This window comes from Arthrobacter sp. HMWF013 (assembly GCF_003061105.1).
In the GTDB taxonomy this organism is placed as follows: Bacteria; Actinomycetota; Actinomycetes; order Actinomycetales; family Micrococcaceae; genus Arthrobacter.
In genome coordinates, this window is record NZ_QAIQ01000464.1 from 1 (window position 1) to 1757 (window position 1757).

Below are 1757 nucleotides of genomic sequence, written 5' to 3' on the forward strand. Positions count from 1 at the left end.
GGCCAGGCCTGCGCGCCCGGCGGGCAAGCCAAGGGAAATCACGATCATCAGCACCAGCCCTGTGCTGAAGCTGACCACCGCGGCGGCCATTCCGTCATCCAGGCGGGCACCGAGTGCGCCGTTGATCCGTCCCTGGACGGGGATGGCCAGCCCGGCTCCGACGGCCAGCAGCAGTCCTGCGGGCAGGGGCAGCCGGCGGGTGGGGGTCATTGAAAGTACCTTACGTCAGGCATTATGGCTTGTATGAGCAATCAGGACATCGAAGAGATCCCCATCCGTGACAGCATGATCCGCCTAGGACAACTCCTCAAGCTCGCCAATCTGGTGGAAGACGGCGTGGAAGCGGCTGAACTGATCAAGAACGGCCTGGTGAAGGTCAACGGCGAGATCGATGACCGCCGCGGCCGCCAACTCCACAACGGCGACACCGTCACCGTCAACTCCCAGACCGTGAAGGTCGTGGCGCCGGAAGCCTGACCCGCAGCGGACCCGGACCCAGCCCTCCGGGCAGGTGCCGGCGGCACTGTGCCGCCGGCCGGCGTCGCCCGTTACATGTTCAGGGCACTGGTTGTTCAGCCCGTGAGGTGTCCAGCACAGTTACTTGTTCAGCACCTCATGGGTCAGGAACTCGGACACATGCCCGATCTCCTGCTGGTTGATGCCGTGCCACATCCCCGTATAGAGCACTTTGGTCAGGTGGACGTGCTCACGGACCCAGCCCATGGTGTATTCGATTTTGTCCGGTGTGATCACCGGATCCTGCTGGTCCCGGCCCCAGAACAGCGGCACTGTGCCGTCCAGCTCGCTGTCCCGGAAGCTCGGATCGCCGTCTGCGTTGACCACGAAGCCGGACAGCCCGACGACGGCGGCGTAGTCCGCCGGCCGCTGCCGCAGGAGCGTGGTGGCCATGGCCATTCCCATGGAGAAGCCGAGCAGCGTCACCGACGGGTGGTTGGCCCTGACGGCGTCGATCCAGTCCTGGACGTAGCCGGCCGCCTCCTTGACGGCGTCGACCGAGTATTCCACTGATGCCGTCAGCGGGAACCACATAAACCCCGGGCCGGTGGGCAGCGGGGCGCGGAGCGAGGCCACCGCAAAGTCCGAAGGCAGCAGATCCGCCAGGCTCAAGAGGTCCTGCTCGTTGGCCCCGTAGCCGTGCAGCAGCACCAGCAGCGGCTTTCCTGAACGCTGGTCCTCGGGCAGGGACCACATCACAACAGGGGCAGGAAATACTTGGGCTTCAGTCATGGTTTCCATTCTTACAGTTACCCATCGGTAACTACCTACGGTGGCGTAGCCAGAGAACGAAGAGGCAGGATAAGACCGTGAGTGAAGCAGAAGCCCGGCAGAGTCCGCCCCTAGCCATGCAGGCGCACCCCTGGACCAGGTACGTGGCCATGGGGGATTCCTTTACGGAAGGCATCGGGGACAAGGAGCCAACCAGCCCCGGTGGGTACCGCGGCTGGGCTGACCGCGTGGCTGAGGAGCTTGGCCGGAGCCAGACGGATTTTGCGTACGCCAACCTGGCGGTCCGCGGGCGGCTCCTGCAGCAGATTGTGGACCAGCAACTGGCTCCGTGCCTGGCGCTGAAGCCGGACCTCGTGACGCTTTCAGCCGGCGGCAACGATCTCATCAGGCCCGGCGGCGACCCGGACGCCCTGGCCGAGAAACTCGATTCCGTCGTCCAGATCCTTTCCATGGGCGGGGCCACAGTGGTCCTGTTCAACGGCCCGGACACCGGCTCTTCGGTGCTGGGG

Annotated in this window: 4 protein-coding genes; 2 read left to right on the forward strand and 2 right to left on the reverse strand. The window is 65.1% G+C overall.

What is annotated here, in order from left to right; genetic code table 11:
- On the reverse strand, nucleotides 1-210 hold a 210-nt coding region (locus DBR22_RS16675; RefSeq protein ID WP_181365220.1), incomplete at its 3' end, for a DMT family transporter.
- 33 nt (nucleotides 211-243) lie between these two features.
- Between DBR22_RS16675 and DBR22_RS16680 the strand changes: the two genes are divergently transcribed.
- On the forward strand, nucleotides 244-477 hold the full coding sequence (locus tag DBR22_RS16680) for an RNA-binding S4 domain-containing protein (RefSeq protein ID WP_108599939.1): 234 nt from the start codon (nucleotides 244-246) through the stop codon (nucleotides 475-477).
- Nucleotides 478-597: 120 nt separating this feature from the next.
- On the opposite strand, the gene DBR22_RS16685 is transcribed toward DBR22_RS16680, so the two are convergent.
- Nucleotides 598-1248, reverse strand: a complete 651-nt coding sequence (locus DBR22_RS16685; RefSeq protein WP_108599940.1) for an alpha/beta hydrolase — start codon at nucleotides 1246-1248, stop codon at nucleotides 598-600.
- A 116-nt stretch (nucleotides 1249-1364) separates the two neighbouring features.
- Here DBR22_RS16685 and DBR22_RS16690 point away from each other — a divergent pair.
- On the forward strand, nucleotides 1365-1757 hold a 393-nt coding region (locus tag DBR22_RS16690; RefSeq protein WP_146187535.1), incomplete at its 3' end, for an SGNH/GDSL hydrolase family protein.

What these genes read in the sequence shown, in the direction of transcription:
- DBR22_RS16680 (WP_108599939.1), top strand. Translation starts at nt 244, where the DNA reads ATGAGCAATCAGGACATCGAAGAGATCCCCATCCGTGACAGCATGATC.
- DBR22_RS16685 (WP_108599940.1), bottom strand. Translation starts at nt 1,248, where the DNA reads ATGACTGAAGCCCAAGTATTTCCTGCCCCTGTTGTGATGTGGTCCCTG.